Origin of the sequence: Ruegeria atlantica, from assembly GCF_013032005.1 — a bacterium.
Classification (GTDB): Bacteria; Pseudomonadota; Alphaproteobacteria; order Rhodobacterales; family Rhodobacteraceae; genus Ruegeria; species Ruegeria atlantica_A.
Genome location: NZ_WQBE01000002.1, coordinates 151,587 through 165,768, shown reverse-complemented (window position 1 = coordinate 165,768; position 14,182 = coordinate 151,587). Strand labels below are relative to the sequence as shown.

At 59.5% G+C, this 14,182-nt stretch carries 16 protein-coding genes; 8 read left to right on the top strand and 8 right to left on the bottom strand.

What is annotated here, in order from left to right; all coding sequences use genetic code 11:
- The first annotated feature begins 374 nt into the window (after positions 1-374).
- The 6 genes from GOX21_RS06640 to GOX21_RS06615 all read left to right on the top strand — a co-directional run bounded on the left by GOX21_RS06640 (position 375) and on the right by GOX21_RS06615 (position 4,736).
- On the top strand, positions 375-803 hold the full coding sequence (locus GOX21_RS06640) for a hypothetical protein (protein WP_170349678.1): 429 nt from the start codon (positions 375-377) through the stop codon (positions 801-803).
- Positions 800-1,465: a MotA/TolQ/ExbB proton channel family protein gene (locus GOX21_RS06635; RefSeq protein ID WP_170349679.1), complete on the top strand. Its 666-nt coding sequence runs from the start codon at positions 800-802 to the stop codon at positions 1,463-1,465. The genes GOX21_RS06640 and GOX21_RS06635 overlap by 4 nt, the downstream gene beginning before the upstream one ends.
- A gap of 31 nt (positions 1,466-1,496) precedes the next feature.
- Positions 1,497-1,823 (top strand): biopolymer transporter ExbD, encoded by a 327-nt coding sequence (locus tag GOX21_RS06630; RefSeq protein WP_170349680.1) that lies wholly within the window; start codon positions 1,497-1,499, stop codon positions 1,821-1,823.
- On the top strand, positions 1,820-2,197 hold the full coding sequence (locus tag GOX21_RS06625) for an ExbD/TolR family protein (protein WP_170349681.1): 378 nt from the start codon (positions 1,820-1,822) through the stop codon (positions 2,195-2,197). The genes GOX21_RS06630 and GOX21_RS06625 overlap by 4 nt, the downstream gene beginning before the upstream one ends.
- Positions 2,194-3,339 (top strand): TonB family protein, encoded by a 1,146-nt coding sequence (locus tag GOX21_RS06620; RefSeq protein WP_170376345.1) that lies wholly within the window; start codon positions 2,194-2,196, stop codon positions 3,337-3,339. Before GOX21_RS06625 ends, GOX21_RS06620 begins: the two co-directional genes overlap by 4 nt.
- Positions 3,340-3,713: 374 nt before the next feature.
- The gene (locus GOX21_RS06615) at positions 3,714-4,736 is read left to right on the top strand and encodes a porin (RefSeq protein ID WP_170360912.1); all 1,023 of its coding nucleotides are present in this window, start codon (positions 3,714-3,716) and stop codon (positions 4,734-4,736) included.
- A gap of 58 nt (positions 4,737-4,794) precedes the next feature.
- Here the strand turns inward: GOX21_RS06615 and GOX21_RS06610 are convergent, their stop codons facing one another.
- From GOX21_RS06610 to GOX21_RS06590, 5 genes are read right to left on the bottom strand one after another with little or no spacing between them, the layout of a single operon-like run.
- The gene (locus GOX21_RS06610; RefSeq protein ID WP_170349684.1) at positions 4,795-5,337 is read right to left on the bottom strand and encodes a DUF3833 domain-containing protein; all 543 of its coding nucleotides are present in this window, start codon (positions 5,335-5,337) and stop codon (positions 4,795-4,797) included.
- On the bottom strand, positions 5,334-5,951 hold the full coding sequence (locus GOX21_RS06605; protein ID WP_170376344.1) for a DUF3833 domain-containing protein: 618 nt from the start codon (positions 5,949-5,951) through the stop codon (positions 5,334-5,336). The genes GOX21_RS06610 and GOX21_RS06605 overlap by 4 nt, the downstream gene beginning before the upstream one ends.
- The gene (locus GOX21_RS06600; protein ID WP_170376714.1) at positions 5,948-7,171 is read right to left on the bottom strand and encodes an MFS transporter; all 1,224 of its coding nucleotides are present in this window, start codon (positions 7,169-7,171) and stop codon (positions 5,948-5,950) included. The genes GOX21_RS06605 and GOX21_RS06600 overlap by 4 nt, the downstream gene beginning before the upstream one ends.
- A complete protein-coding gene (locus GOX21_RS06595) occupies positions 7,171-7,716 on the bottom strand; it encodes a hypothetical protein (RefSeq protein WP_170376343.1) in 546 nt (181 codons plus the stop codon). The genes GOX21_RS06600 and GOX21_RS06595 overlap by 1 nt, the downstream gene beginning before the upstream one ends.
- A complete protein-coding gene (locus GOX21_RS06590; protein WP_170376342.1) occupies positions 7,667-9,001 on the bottom strand; it encodes an NAD(P)/FAD-dependent oxidoreductase in 1,335 nt (444 codons plus the stop codon). The genes GOX21_RS06595 and GOX21_RS06590 overlap by 50 nt, the downstream gene beginning before the upstream one ends.
- A 166-nt stretch (positions 9,002-9,167) precedes the next feature.
- Between GOX21_RS06590 and GOX21_RS06585 the strand changes: the two genes are divergently transcribed.
- Entirely contained in the window at positions 9,168-9,893 is a 726-nt protein-coding gene (locus tag GOX21_RS06585) for an SDR family NAD(P)-dependent oxidoreductase (protein WP_170376341.1), read from the top strand.
- Between the two features lie 3 nt (positions 9,894-9,896).
- Here the strand turns inward: GOX21_RS06585 and GOX21_RS06580 are convergent, their stop codons facing one another.
- Together GOX21_RS06580 and GOX21_RS06575 are read right to left on the bottom strand one after the other, a co-directional pair.
- Entirely contained in the window at positions 9,897-11,549 is a 1,653-nt protein-coding gene (locus tag GOX21_RS06580) for a DUF6504 family protein (protein WP_170376340.1), read from the bottom strand.
- A 61-nt stretch (positions 11,550-11,610) separates the two neighbouring features.
- Positions 11,611-11,901 carry an I78 family peptidase inhibitor gene (locus GOX21_RS06575; RefSeq protein ID WP_170376339.1) on the bottom strand — a complete coding sequence of 97 codons (291 nt, stop codon included), beginning with the start codon at positions 11,899-11,901 and terminating at the stop codon, positions 11,611-11,613.
- 129 nt (positions 11,902-12,030) lie between these two features.
- Between GOX21_RS06575 and GOX21_RS06570 the strand changes: the two genes are divergently transcribed.
- On the top strand, positions 12,031-13,143 hold the full coding sequence (locus GOX21_RS06570) for an S-(hydroxymethyl)glutathione dehydrogenase/class III alcohol dehydrogenase (protein ID WP_170360895.1): 1,113 nt from the start codon (positions 12,031-12,033) through the stop codon (positions 13,141-13,143).
- A 51-nt stretch (positions 13,144-13,194) separates the two neighbouring features.
- On the opposite strand, the gene GOX21_RS06565 is transcribed toward GOX21_RS06570, so the two are convergent.
- Complete coding sequence (locus tag GOX21_RS06565) at positions 13,195-14,130, bottom strand: DMT family transporter (protein WP_170376338.1); 936 nt, start codon at positions 14,128-14,130, stop codon at positions 13,195-13,197.
- Between the last annotated feature and the right edge of the window lie 52 nt (positions 14,131-14,182).

Sequence of the window (14,182 nt, the reverse complement as noted above, 5' to 3'; positions counted from 1 at the left end):
GTCGTGGAGCAGAAGCTGACGTTACCACGAGGTTTGTTTGCACCCCTTCCCCGATAGCTATTCACGTGTGAGTGTGCTTGCGAACGAGAAATTTAAGCCGATCAGACCTGAAGTGGGCGCAGGTCCGACATGTAAGTCTGTTCGTGCCAGTGAGTGGACTGCGCGATGACACATAGGACTGCCCGCAACTGCCCCAGTGACATCAACTAGAGCAGCACGCTGTTGCCCTTGACCCGGCAATAGGGTTGAACGGGTCGAAAATCGCACTTTATCACAAAGATGTCCGCAACCCTTTCGCGCCCCAGCGGTCTTGGATAAGACGGACATAGCGCTGTCAGAACCTCTGCCTGCGTGAAACAATTGGGAGCGTATTCATGAAGTTTCGCCCTTTGGCCCTTGCTGCCATCGTTAGCACGCTGCCCTTTGCGGCTCAGGCCCAAACGGCGAAGGATGCGCCGGGGTTGGTGGTCGAGCTGAACGCGACTGAAGATGTCGAAGGCGCCTGCCGTTTGACCTTTCTGGTCGAAAACGAAACTGCAACGGCGATCGACACTGCCAATTATCAGGTGGTGATTTTCGATGCCGCTGGTGTGTTCGAACGCTTTACCCTTTTTGGATTTCGGGACCTGCCAGCGGAACGCCCCCGCGTGCGTCAGTTTGATGTACGCGACATCGCCTGTGAAAATCTTGGGCGGGTTCTGATCAATGGGCTAAGCGGCTGTACCGTCGACGGTGCTGACAGCGAAATCTGCGACAAAACACCAACCTTGCGCAGCCGTACTGAAGTGGAGCTTTTGGGATGAGTATTCTTGACGCCCTGCGCGAAATTCTGGCCCTGGGCGGGCCGGTTGTGGCCATCCTGATCGCCATGTCCGTGGTGACGCTGGCGGTGACGCTTTACAAGCTTTGGCAATTCGCCGCCTCGGGTGTTGGTCGGCACCGGGTGCTGTCGCAGGCGCTGGACGCTTGGGATGCCGGTGACAAGCAAGCCGCCCGCGCGCGACTGGCCAAAAGCAACAGCTATCTTGCGCCGCTGGTCGGCGTGGCGATGGATGCGCCGGACGCACCCGGTCTGGATCAACGGTTGGATGCCGAGGCGGGGCTGGCGCTGGCCGGGCTTGAACGTGGTTTCCGTCTGCTGGATACGGTGGCGCAGCTGGCGCCGCTGTTGGGTCTGTTTGGTACGGTTCTGGGCATGATCGAAGCGTTCCGCAGTCTGCAAACCGCCGGGTCCTCGGTTGATCCGTCGCTGTTGGCGGGTGGTATCTGGGTGGCGCTGGTGACCACTGCGGTGGGCCTGGCGGTGGCGATGCCGACCTCGATGGTGCTGTCGTGGTTCGAAAGCCGCACCGCACGGGAACGGGTGTTCGCCGACAAGGCGCTGCGCACCGTACTGGTGCCGGGGCAGGCCATCCCGCTGGCCGAGGACGCACAGAGCATGGCGGCCACGCCCGGACATGCGTAACCTCGCACCCTTTGTCAGGCGACCACTGGCGATGACACCGCTCATCGACGTGATCTTTCTGTTGCTGCTGTTTTTCATGCTGACCTCGACCTTTTCCAAATATGGCGAGATCGAGCTGAGCGCTGCCACAGCGGGCAACCCGACCGCGGACACACCTCAAGATCGCGCCTTTGTGCAGCTGGGAGAAGAAAGGCTGGTTCTGAACGGTACTCCGGTCACGCTTGCGGACCTGACCACACAGGTGACGACCGGGCAGGTGCTGGTCAGTTTGGACCCTGACACGACGGCGCAGCGGCTGGTGGACCTGCTGGTTTTGCTGCGCGGGCGCGAGGGCCTCAGCGTTCTGGTGCTGGAATGATCCGTCCTGGCCGCCCCCGCCGCAAACGCGACTCGACCATTGCGCTGATCAATGTCGTGTTCCTGATGCTGATCTTCTTTCTGATCGCGGGAACGGTGGCCACGCCGCTGGACCCTGATCTGAATCTGGTCGACACGTCCGAGTTGGAAGGCCGCGAACCGCCCGATGCGCTGGTGTTACACCGGGACGGAACGCTCAGCTTTCGCGGCGCGCCGATGGACCCCGAAACCTATATGACAGGGCGCGACCCCGGACCGGTACGTATCGTCCCGGATCGCGAGGCGCCGGGCGCTCGGCTGATGGAAGTGACGGCTGAACTGCGGCGACTGGGCGCCGTATCCGTGTTTGTCGTGACCGAAAAGGCGCTGGAATGATCCGGGGGTCGGTGGTCATTGCGGTTCTGGCCGCGCTTCTGTCGCTGCTGCTGCATCTGACGGGGCTAAGCCTGACCGCACCCAGACTGACCGGACAATCAGGTGACACTGATACACCCGACAGGGTTGAACTGGGCAACAGTTTCGAAGATCTGGTTGAAGCCGTCGCTGAACCTGTTGAACCCGAACCGGAGGAAACGCCTGAACCTCCGGTCGAAGACCCGCCCGAACCTGCCGAGATTCCAACCAGCGAAGTGCATGTGGCCTCGGACGATCCCCAACAAACCTTTGCGCCCGATACGGGCACCTCAGAAGTGTTGCAGCCCGTTTCCCCCGAACCGGTCGAGTCAGAAGCCCCCGAACCCCAAGAGACCACGGATGGCGACCAGAGCGCCAGTGACGAGGTGGAAGAAACTCCGGACGTAGAAACTGCCGAGGTTGTCGAAGTCCCAGAAAGCAACCCCGAGGTAACCGAGCCGATTACTGAGGCCGCGGCACCTGAACCGGTTGAGGCCGAGCAGCTTGCCGCGCTGCCGGACCCGTCGGAAGACGTATTGCCATCAGTTGCGCCGGATATCCCCACCGAAAGCGAGGCGGTCGAGCCCGATATTCCCTCAGCCCAAGCCGAATCCGCACCGCAGGCAGAGGAAAGCAGCGAAGGATCAGAGCTGGCCGTGGCCTCTTCGATCCGCCCACAACTGCCGGATCGTCGCCCACAGTCTGAACCGCGGGACGTGTTGCGTAGCGTGCGGGATTTCAGCAACCTTCGGTATCCATCGCGCGAAATTGAATCCCCCCTGACCACATACGCACGCCGAGGTGTCGACAGGTTTACATCGGGCAATAGCGGCAGGCGCTCAGGCGGGCGTGGGCCCGGAAATTCTGACCGGACGAATTATGCTGGAGAGGTTCTGGTTCACCTGAACCGCGCGCCGATCGTCTATACAGCAGCGCGGGGCTTTGCGAGGGTGTTTTTCGTGATCAAGCCGGACGGAACCCTGGATTATGTCGAAGTGGTGGATACCAACGGCACACCGGATCTTGAACGGGCAGCCAAGGCACAGGTGGCAGCGGCCTCACCCTTTCCGAAACCGCCCGGAGGTGTCAGCCGGTCGCTGTCTTTTGTCTATTACGGCAACTGATCTGCCGAAGAGCTTGGCAGGCTGAGCAGGTATATTCGAAAGCGTTGGATTTTGCCGATCAGCGTGGCCGTAAGGCGTTGGCATGAGTATCGAAAACACCATTTACGGCTATTGGGCCAGTCTCTTTAAATTAAAGAGGTCGCGGCCTTTTTCTGCGATCAACTTTTTGTAACGGCTTCTGGAAGCTATGCTAATTATCTAAAAATAAATAATAAAAATTTGTTTATCTGATTTCACCTGTGCAAAGTTGCAACGCAAGCCGAGGGCAAGACGTTCGAATGTCCGCGGGCCCTGTTGAGCATGCCCGCGATTTGTTCGACTAGGCGCTCAGCCACACTTTGTAGCCAAACTCCTCTCACTCTCATGGACTTATCATGAAACAACTTCTTTTTGCGTCGACCGCAACAATTGCAACCGCAGGCATCGCAGCGGCCGAATCCGGCATCAACCTCAGCGGCTATGGCCGTTTTGGTATTGGTTACCTTGAGGACCGTCAGAACACGACACTGACCACCACCACAGCCAATGGTACGGTAAACCAATTCACGGCAGATTCTGACGAGGCCATCCTGATCTCACGTTTCCGTCTGAATATTGACGGCTTCACGGAAACTGACGGTGGCGTTCGGTTTGAAGGTCGTGTTCGTCTGCAGGCCGACGAAGACTCCGACACTGGTGAAGCCAACAACGCCGGTCTGAACGGCGCGCGGTTCTCTGTTATCTATGGTGGCTTACGTGTTGACGCCGGCAACGTGGCCGGTTCATTCGACAACCTGGATGACTATTTCGGCACCGAGCCCGGCCTGGAAGAGTTTCTGGGTCAGTATTCGGGCGTGAACTACTCGTTCCTCGAGTATGAATCGACCGGTTCGGGCGACAATGCCGTGTTCTTCCAGTACACCGTTGGTGATTTTGCTGTTTCGGCGTCCTACGACCAGAACACCATCTTTGCAAACAATGGCACTGGCGCAACCACGGACCGTGACCGTTGGGACGTAAGTGCGGCTTATACTTTCAACAACATCACCGCCTCGCTGGTTTATGGTGAAACCGATGAAGGAGATGGTGTCGAAAAGGAAAGCCTGACCGTCTTCACTTTGGGTGCCGAATTCAATGACTTCTACGGAACGCTGTTCCTGGCGGACGACGATGTGGCCGATGATGATGAAAACGGCACTGCTTACGGTTTCTCGGTCGCCTATAACCTGGGTGCAGCGACCACGTTGCAGCTGGTCTATGGTGACGGATCGGCCGATAATGACACGCGCAACATCGGTGTGGGCGCCATCTATGATCTGGGTGCGGGCGCTACACTGCGTGGTGCCGTTGGCGAAGTTAAAGACGGTGACGACGACGGCCGGATTCAGGCCGACTTTGGTGTCTGGTTCAACTTCTAAAGTGACCTGTTTGACCTAGATTCAAGGGCGGGCCTTTAGGTTCGCCCTTTTTGGTGGCCTACTGTTTTTCAAAGAACAGGATGACCTCGCCCAGCCGCACGCCATATCGCGAAACATAGGCGCGGTTCAGCAGACGATCATCGCTTAGCAGCCACATCCAGTCGTCAAAATTGACCCGCATGGTGCCGTCTTTGATCGGCAGATCGATCTTGTATGTCCAGTTGAAGGTATCACCACGCTCGACCCCGCTGGCAGCGCCCAGAACGCCAGGCGCAGTTCCGGTCCAGGTGTCCTGACCGGTTTTGATTAGGGTCCAGATGCGTTGTTCGGTGGCGCCGTCGTCATAGACGAAATCCTCGATCAGGGTCAGGGTTTCACCATCCCAAGTGCCTTGGATATCCACCGTAAATCGGCGGGGGACATTGCCCAGAACATCCTGAAACTGACCATAGGCGACGGTTTTGCCTTCAAAGAACTCCTCAAGGTTCAACTGCCGGTCGGACAGAAAGCTTTTAGGTACGCGCGGCTTGGCGGAACAGGCGGTCAGCGCGGCAAGCCCCGCGATGGCAAGGGCCGCGATCAGGATGCGGCGGGGCGTCATTGCAAGGTCCTCGTTTCTACCGCGGTGTCATAGCCATTTGAACCGCTGACATGCGCAGCTTTAGCTTCGGGCGCGGGGCGCATGGTGGCGACCAGTTCAGCGACCTTGATGCCGAATTTGCGCATCTCGGACCGGTTCATGATCACACCGTTCTCGGTCAGGTACATCCAATCGGTGACGTCCAGTGTGTGCCCGCCCGCGTCTTGGGGCAGGATGATCCGATAAGTCAGCTTCACGGTCGATCCCGAAATTGTGCCGTGACCCTCACCGACGATATCTTCTGCCGTCGCGGTAAACGTGTTGCCCGTGCCCAGCGTCAGATGCCATTTGCGGGTCATCTTCTTGCCGTTGGAATAGGTGAAATGCTCGGTCAGCGTGCCGGTGTTGCCATCCCATTTCCCCACCATACGGGCGACAAAGCTGTTCGACATCTTCCCATTGGGGCCATAGATCAGCCCTTCGGACAGGATTTCGCCGTTCAGGACTTCTTTCATTTCAAAGGCAGGCCCGGTGCCGCTGTAATCGGCAGGGGATTGCGAGCGAAAGCTTAGGAACCGGCGCTGAGCTGCGACCAGAACAAGGATAGCAAGCAGTAGGATAGCTACGATAGTCATTTGGCTGAGACCTCAGAAGGCAACGTCAGGACCAGCCCGAACGCGCCGAGTTTCAGGATGCAGGGCAGCACGGCATAGGCGAGGGTGAGCGTCCGCAACGCCTCGGCCGAGTTTGCCTGTCCTGGGGTGAACCCGCTGCGTTCCAGCAGCGGCAGAGTGAAAAAGGCAGCGAGCGCGAGGCCCAGCTTGCCAGCGAATGACCAGATGCCAAATGCGGCGGATGCGTTCAGCCCCGCCCGCGTCAGCGCGACTGAGAACATTGCGGGCAGCACCACCATATCCGCCCCCAGTGCCGCGCCCGAAGCCAGGCAGATTGCGGCGAACCCGGTCAGATTACCGGCGGACAACAAAGCTGCGCCAACAAATCCCGCGATCGACAGGGGCATGGCGATGATCAGTGTTCGTTTCGGGCCAATCCGGTTAGCCAGCTTTGCCCAAAGCGGAACGCTGGCCCCGGCGCTGAGGAAGAACAGGATCAGCAGTGGTCCGGCTTTTCCCGGCAATTGCAGGCGATCTTCGACAAAGAACAAAAACAGGGTCGAAGTGATGGCCACTGGCAAGCTGTTGACCAGCGCCAGCAGCAGCAAGCGCAGCGCACCAGCTTGTGCGAGCCCATTGAACGACAGGCCATCGCCAGTAATCGGGGGTCGGCGCCAGATTGGGATCGTCAGGGTCAGGGTGAAGATCGCGATCAGGCCCAGAAACAGGCCAAAGGCGGGATAGCCCTGCGCGCTGGCTCCGAATCCTACGAAGAAGGCTGGGGCGCTGGCTGCAAGGATGACGCCTGTCAACTGCCCGCCTTCGCGCCATGCGGCCAATCTTATCAACTCTTTCGGCTCTGGCTGTATGGCAAGCGTCGCGCTGCGACCATAAAGCAGGATGGTGCCTAAGCTGTAGGCTGAGAATAGTAGAATTAAAACAGAGACTAATAAGGCAATATTTGTTCCCGGCGGCAGTCCAAACAGCATTGGAAACCCGATCGCCAAACCAATCGCAGCGGTCGCAGCAAACAGCAGTTGCGCGTTTGGCCAGCGGTCTATGGCCCAACCAATCAGCGGATCCTGCACCAGATCGATTAATCGGATCACCAGCAGAACGGTGCCGATCACACCCAACCCGATACCAAGATTGACGGCAGCAAATCGCGGCAGATGGATATATAGCGGTATCCCCGCCGCAGCGAGCATCAGCGCATACAGACTGACACGCGGGTACAGCATCATCCGCCCTTCAATTGTCGGGTGAAACTGCCCGATCGGGTGTTGTCACCCAGAAAAATGGACATAAAGGCGCTTTTGGCGCCGGGATAGGACAAGGTACAGGTCTTTTGGCCGTTTCGCCAAAATCCAACTTTGTTCGGGCCTTCCGAGATTGCAATATAGCTGTCGCCCTTGCTAACCGCCTGAAAACACTTCTGCAACCGGGCCTGCGTCGGGGCAGGGTTTCCTTGTCGAGCCATCTCATCCAACGTCGATTCAACCAGTGCTTTCTGTTTCAGGGATTTGCGATAGGTCAGCTGCAATGCAAAGTCCTTCGTCCAATTGAGCGCGCTGCCTTGCGGCGTATACAGCTTGGCTTCGTAGATCGGCATGCCCAAAAAACGGAAGGTTGCGCTGCCTCTGAGTTGCGCATCAGTCAGCGTCTGGGTGATCGGTGACGCGGCCAACCCGCCCGGGGCCAGCACGATCACAGAAAACAGTGCAGCGCGGCAGGTATCAGAGATCAGCCGAGGCAGGGATGGCCGGGTCTTGTGCAGGAATGCCATTGTCAGCTCCGAGTGTGTGCGGGGTGCCGTTAAGGCGCTCAACAACATGCATTGCGCTGGCAATCCCGTCTTCGTGAAAGCCATGCCGGTTGTAAGCCCCGGCAAACCAGGTTCGGTTCTGTCCCTGCATCTCGCGGATTTGCCCCTGAGCTTTCAGGGCCGCTTTGTCGAACACCGGATGGGCAAACTCGACCTTGTCATAGATTTTACCCGCGGGAATTTCCGAAGATGCGTTCAGCGTCACAAACAGCGGATCGCTGTCTGGAATATTCTGCAGTCGGTTCATCCAGTAAGTCACGCCAACATTCCCCGCTTGCGAACGGTAGGTCCAGCTGGACCAGCACGCGCGGCGGCGCGGCATCTGGCTTGGGTCACAGTGCAGGATAGCCGTGTTCGGTTGGTAGCGAATAGAGCCTAACGCAGCTCTTTCCGCATCTGTTGCGGTCTCGCCCAGAATGGCAAGGGACTGATCGGAATGGGTGGCCAATATGATTTCGTCGAACAGATCAACCTGACCCAGGCTGTGGACAGTCACACCGGCATCGCCGCGTTGAATATGCTCAACCGGGCAGGCCAGACGGATTTCACACCCGCGCTCACGTAACGCGGCATCGATGCGGCGGACATATTCGATGCTGCCGCCCTTGACAGTGTACCATTGATGCTGATTGGCGCGACCACTGGCCAGCAGGGCATGGTTGCGGAAGAATTGTACCAGCGAGCGGGCCGGGAACTGATCCACGAACTCCACCGGAGTGGACCAGATCGCGCCGCACATCGGCATCAGGTAATTGTGGCGGAACCAATGACCCAGACGCAGCTGATCGACCAGCTCTCCGATCGTGGTGTCATCGTCACGTGCGGCTTCGGGGGCTTCTTTGCCAAAGCGCAGGATGTCCGCGATCATCTTATAATAGGCAGGCCGCGCGAGGTTGCGTTTCTGCGCCGTCAGGGTGCGCAGGTTGTTCAGTCCGTATTCAATGCGACCGTTGTCGATGGTGGCACCAAAGCTCATCTCGGATTTGATGACGGGCACGTTCAGCTCATCGAACAGGCGCGTCAGATAGGGGTAGGTGGCATAATTGAAGACGATGAAACCGGTATCGACAGGTTGGTCGCCGTTTTTGCCTGCCATGACGGTTCGGGCATGGCCGCCCAGCCGGGGTTCGGCCTCGAACACGGTCACATCGTTGTTTTTTGACAAATAGTAAGCGGCCGACAGACCTGAGATACCTGCACCTACTACCGCGATTTTCTTGCGTACGCCTCGGGTTTCGTCGAACATGCCATCCTCTTTGAGCGACATTTTACAATAGGATACGCAGGAAATGCCGGGGTGGATCAATCGGATTAGAAGTTTTTCGCAAAAGCACTATGTTGTCACGTCTGGAGTTTGATCCAGTGCGTCGCTCTGGCCGTAAAATCATAGACACAACTGTATTGGCCAGGGCATGAGCGGCTTTGAAGGAAAAACCTATTGGATCGTTGGCGCCAGCGAAGGGCTGGGCCGGGCTTTGGCCGAGGCGCTGAGCCGTCAGGGCGCACATCTGATCCTGTCTGCCCGCAATACTGAGCGTCTGACCGAGATTTGCTCTGCCCTGCCAAATGCGCAAGCTGTTCCGTGCGACGTGACAGATCTGGACGCTGTACGTCGTGCCGCGGTCGAGGCCGGAGAGGTGGACGGGTTGGTCTATAACGCCGGAGCTTATGAACCGATGCGCTCTGCCGATTGGAATTCCGAGGCCGTGCTGGCGATGACGGATGTTAATTACACGGGTGCCCTGCGGGTTCTGGGTGAGGTTGTACGCAGGTTCGTACGCAGGGGGCGCGGGGATATCACGCTGATCGGGTCTTTGTCGGGGTATCGAGGGTTACCCGCGGCAGTGGGGTACGCGGCCAGCAAGGCAGCACTTGTTTCGTTGGCCGAGACCATGCGGTTCGACCTGGCGGGCACAGGGGTGACGGTGCGCATCGTCAATCCGGGCTTTATCAAGACCCGCCTGACCGAGAAGAACACTTTCAAGATGCCGATGCTGATGACGCCCGAGGAGGCGGCAGATCGTGTGGTCAAAGCGATGTCACGTCGCCGATTCCGTACGGATTTTCCAGCACCATTTTCCTGGCTGGTGCGTCTGATCGACTATCTGCCTGATTGGCTGGTTTATCGTGGAAAATAGACTCTAACAAAACTGTCCCTGGCAAAACCATCCTGCCGACATGGTACCGCCATGGCCATAAAACAGCCACAGCCGCTCGCCCTGTTCGGTCACCACCACCCAGTAATCGCGCACGCCGCTGCGCCAGTTGGGATCGTCCAGCCACCATTCCGGCGCAATGCGTTCCGGGCCCGTGGCTTGTGCCAGTTGCCAGTCGCGCCCACGCCAGCGAAAGGCGCTGGGCACGTCCGGGGTTTCCGGCGCCATCACCGGTTCGGGTTGCCACATCTGCAAGGGGCGGGGACGCGGAGGGGCAGGCCAGTCATGCGCCGGTTCCGACCAGGCTGCGGCCAGCGTCTGCGCCGTCTTCTCGGGGATATGTGAGGCCGCCGGGTGCCGCCGCGTGATCGCCTCCAGCCCCACGCGTGCGCCCAGCTTGCCGATCAGATCATCGACGCCCGTGTTGCCCTCAAGCCGATCCTGCACGGCGCGGCGGGCCTCGGCATGGCCCGCCATGGTGCGGGCGTGGATAGGCTCGGTCTGGACTGCCACAAGCCGCAGCATGTCGATGCCATAACCCGCATCAATCTTGTCGACTTTCATCTCTAACAAAGGGCGAATACGATATTTGTCAAAGGTCGGACGGGCGAGACCGACTTCGACAATCTCAGCGGCCTGATCGGCGCGATGTGCCTCAAGCCGCAGGGTGCGAACGCCGCGGCCTTTCTCCTCCAGTTTTGCACAAAGCGTGGGCAGTATCCGATCAATGGCGGCCATGACGTCTTCGATCAGACCGATTGGGTTGGGCAGGGTCATCCGCACCGCAAAGCGATGGGGCGGACGGGCGGGCGAGACCGGTTCGGGCGCGCTGCCCATGGCCTGATCCAACCGCAGCACCAGACCCCGCCCGAACCGCCGCGCCAAACTGGCACGCGGCTGGCCCAACAGATCGCCGATCCGGCGCAGGCCCAGCCGGTTCAACTGCGCCACGGTCTGATCCTCCAACCGCAGCGCCGCGATGGGCAGGGGGCTGAGCGCGCCATAGGATTGTCCCGGCGCTGCAATCCGCGCGCCACCACCCAAGGCCATCACCTGCGGCGCGGTGCCACCTTTGGTCCAGTGCCGCCGTTTGGTGGCGCGGGCACGGGTGGCACGGGCCTCTTGGCTGATGGCGTCGCCGTTGCGGTCGGACGTGGCTTCTTGCCCGGCGTATCGCGCCAACGCCCAGGCCGCGCCCAGCGTGTCGGCGATGCCCATCTGTACGCTCAGGCCCATATCGGCGCAGTCGACCTCAAGTACGCTCAGCAACGCCTCTTCGCCGCCGAACAGATGGGCGCAGCCCGACAGGTCGACAATCAGCCCGTCCGGTGATTCTTCGGCTACCCAGGGGCTGAATTTGCCTGCCCAGCGGCGCAAAGCGGTTAGAAACGCGGCCTCGGCCGGGGCATTGCGAGGGCGCGTCACAAGGTTGGCGCACATGGCATGAGCGTCGCGCACCGGCTGCCCCACGCGTAACCCGGCGGCCTGAGCCTGCGCATTCAGCGAGATGACCACCTGCATGTTCGCCTGCTCGGCCACCACGGCCAAAGGCCCATCCTGCAGGCCCCGCGCAGCGCGGACCAGCCGTTCAGCCCCCAGACGGGGAAACCAGAGTGAGAGTATTCGTCGTTTGGGCATCGGCAGACATCAAAATGTTCCCATTTTGTTCTTATCGTAGAATCATGCCCCGAGTCCACGCCTACCCGCAGGTCAGACGCTGAATGATCCCGGCGTCATTGACGAACACGTTCAACCGGTCGATGCGGTAATCCTGCGTGGCCAAATCATCTGGCCCTAACACACGCGCGCGTTCAGGCAGCCGGCCCTGAATGGTCGAAACCGGCTGACCAATGGAATCGCCAAAGGGTTCACCCTCGCAAAAGGCCAGATCGACCGGTGCGGCTTCGGGTGCAAGGCGGGCGTCTTCCGGTGCGGGTGGCGTTTCGGCGCAAGCGGCCAGCAAGATCAAAATCGGAATAAATCGGCGCATTGGCGTTCCTCTTTGCGGCAATGTCGTTTCTGCAATATCAAATCATTAGCCGATCTGTCACCAAAGCGCAGTTGAAAACCCTCTGCGATTGACGCAGGGTCGGGGCAAAGAAGACAGGGAGACAACGATATGCGTACCCGTGCCGCCGTCGCCGTTCAGGCCGGCAAACCCTTGGAAGTGATGGAAGTAAACCTCGAAGGCCCCAAAGCGGGCGAGGTTCTGGTGGAAATCAAGGCCACCGGCATTTGCCACACCGATGAATTCACCCTGTCGGGTGCCGACCCCGAAGGGCTGTTCCCCGCCATTCTGGGCCACGAAGGCGCGGGCGTGGTGGTCGAGGTCGGCCCGGGAGTGACCAGCCTGAAGCCGGGCGATCACGTGATCCCGCTCTACACCCCGGAATGTCGCGAATGCGAATACTGTCTGCACCCCAAGACTAACCTGTGTCAGGCGATCCGCGAAACTCAAGGTAAGGGCCTCATGCCCGATGGCACCTCGCGCTTTTCGACGCTGGATGGCGATCCGATCCTGCACTACATGGGTTGCTCGACCTTCGCTAACCACACGGTCCTGCCCGAGATTGCGCTGGCCAAGGTGCGTGAGGACGCTCCGTTCGACAAGATCTGTTACATCGGCTGCGGCGTGACGACCGGTATTGGCGCGGTGATCAACACCGCCAAGGTCGAGATTGGCAGCCGCGCCATCGTGTTCGGTCTGGGCGGTATCGGCCTGAACGTGATCCAGGGCCTGCGCCTGGCCGGAGCGGATCAGATCGTTGGCGTTGACCTGAACCCGTCCAAGGTGGAAATGGCCACCAAGTTTGGCATGACCGATTTCGTCAACCCGTCCGAAGTTGAGGGCGATCTGGTCCCCTATCTGGTCAACCTGACCAAGGGCGGCGCGGACTATACTTTTGACGCCACCGGCAATGTCGGCGTAATGCGCGCGGCGCTGGAATCGGCGCATAAGGGCTGGGGAGAATCGATCATCATCGGCGTGGCACCTGCCGGGGCCGAAATCTCGACCCGTCCGTTCCAGCTGGTCACCGGCCGGTCATGGCGAGGTACAGCCTTTGGCGGCGCGCGAGGCCGGACCGATGTGCCCAAGATCGTTGACTGGTACATGGACGGCAAGATTGAGATCGACCCGATGATCACCCACACCATGGGTCTGGACGACATCAACCACGGCTTCGACCTGATGCATAAGGGCGAAAGCATCCGGTCGGTTGTGGTTTACTAAGCCTCTAGCTCCGAGAAATTTGCCTGCGGCGCGCTGATTGGCGCGCCGTTTTCATTCACCCGGACGCGACGCACCCGTATCCGACCGCGGTGATCGCACCCGCAGAACCGGAGTGTTGGCGGATGCATTTGTCCGGCTCTCACGCCAAACCACAAACACGCCGGATGCAATGATGATGCTGGCTCCGACGGCGACCCAAGCGTCGGGTTTTTCGCCGAAGAAGATCATGCCAAACAGCGTGGCCCAGATGATCTGGCTGTATTGGCTGGGCGCAATGACACCGGCGGGCGCGGCGCGGTAGGCAAGGATGATCAGGTGCTGGGCGATCACCGAGAACACGCCGACCAGCGCCATCATTGCCAGATGCAGCAGCGAGGGCGGCAGATACACGGCGGGTTGGGCAAGGCTCATCGCCACAATGGCCAGCAGCATCGGGTATAAGATCAATACGGCCGAACGTTCCTCATTCCCGATCTTGCGCACCAGAACGGATGCAAAGGCGCTGCAGAACGCGGCCGTCAGGGCGGCGAGGTGGCCCAATGTGATATCGGTCGCGCCAGGACGCAAGACGATCAGCACGCCGATCAGGCCGACGCCGACAGCAGCCCAGCGTTGGGCGCGCACGACCTCTCCCAATATCGGAATCGACAGGACGGTGACGATCAGCGGAAAGGAAAACAGCAGCGAGTAGACCTCAGCCAGCGGCAGAACCGAAAAGGAATAGAATGCACAGACCATGGACGAAACCATCAAGGCCGAGCGAAGCAGTACCAGCCAAGGGTGATGGGGCAGGAAGTTCCCGGTTGTCCGGTCGGTCAGGATTGTCACCGCCATCGGCACGAAGGAAAACAGCGTGGCGAAAAAGATGATCTGCATCACCGAATAGGTCCCGCCCAGCACTTTGATCAGTGCGTCATGACTCGCAAAAACTGCAAAGCCTGCAAACGCATAGCCAAGACCCCGGAGGGTGGTGTTTTGAGTGCTCATGAGTCTGGCCTCGGGTGATGTGCGGTGTTTAGGACGGCACGGAGTGATCTCG